Genomic DNA, 796 nt, shown 5'->3' with positions numbered 1-796 from the left:
GCCGATACCACCATCAGCCGGGTGATCCTATATCGGGGATATGACCATTTTTCTGACATGACCATGAAGGTTCATCCGGTGAAATGTGTACCCGCCAACCAGGAGCCTAGAGCTGTGTTCCAACCGCAAGATGTGGTCTGGCGCGGTACCCCGCCGATGTATGCGGGGCCGGTCAATCTCCAGCAACAGACCCAGACCCCGCTCTGCAAGGGGCGGGATTACTTCTGGATCCGCGATGGGGTGCAGAACGTTTTGCAGGGCTATATCGAGAGCACGGTGACCATCAGCGGGGTGGGGGTGCGGCGGCGGGTGCTCTGCTTTACCCAGGATGGCGAACTGGTTGGCGAGACCTACAGCCGCGCATCGGATGGGGTATATCGGTTCGATCTGCTGTGGCTGAATCGCCGTTATATGGTGGTCGCCCAGGATGACCCTGCCTATGGCCCCGCCGACTATAACGCCGTGGCTGCCGACTACCAGGCACCGAAACCCTACCCGCCTGGCGGGGGTGTGGCCCCTGCGCCCTTCCCCATGCTGGCCCCGCTCAAGAGGAACTAGCCATGCTCACCTATGTGGACACGCTGCGCACCAGCCGCGCCCAGCTGCTGGCGACTGCCATCGACACCGGCAGCGGCCCCAATGCCACCCTGACCGTCTACACCGGCACCAGACCGGCGCCGGGGGCGGCCATCACCGACCAGCTGGCTCTGGTGGTGCTCAAGTTCACCCATCCCTGTGCCAAGACGGTCAGCGGCGGGGTGCTGACACTGAAACCCCTGGCCGAGCAGATGGCCAC

At 63.4% G+C, this 796-nt stretch carries 2 pseudogenes; both read left to right on the top strand.

Features of this window, described 5'->3' with window-relative positions:
* Nucleotides 1-558 (top strand): annotated as a pseudogene (locus tag G5287_RS20760) (hypothetical protein); the annotation flags it as partial.
* Nucleotides 559-560: 2 nt separating this feature from the next.
* Nucleotides 561-796, top strand: a pseudogene (locus G5287_RS20755) (hypothetical protein); the annotation flags it as partial.

This window comes from Aeromonas sp. 603079 (assembly GCF_049172135.1).
In the GTDB taxonomy this organism is placed as follows: domain Bacteria; phylum Pseudomonadota; class Gammaproteobacteria; order Enterobacterales; family Aeromonadaceae; genus Aeromonas; species Aeromonas veronii.
This window is presented reverse-complemented; position numbering and strand designations above follow the sequence as displayed.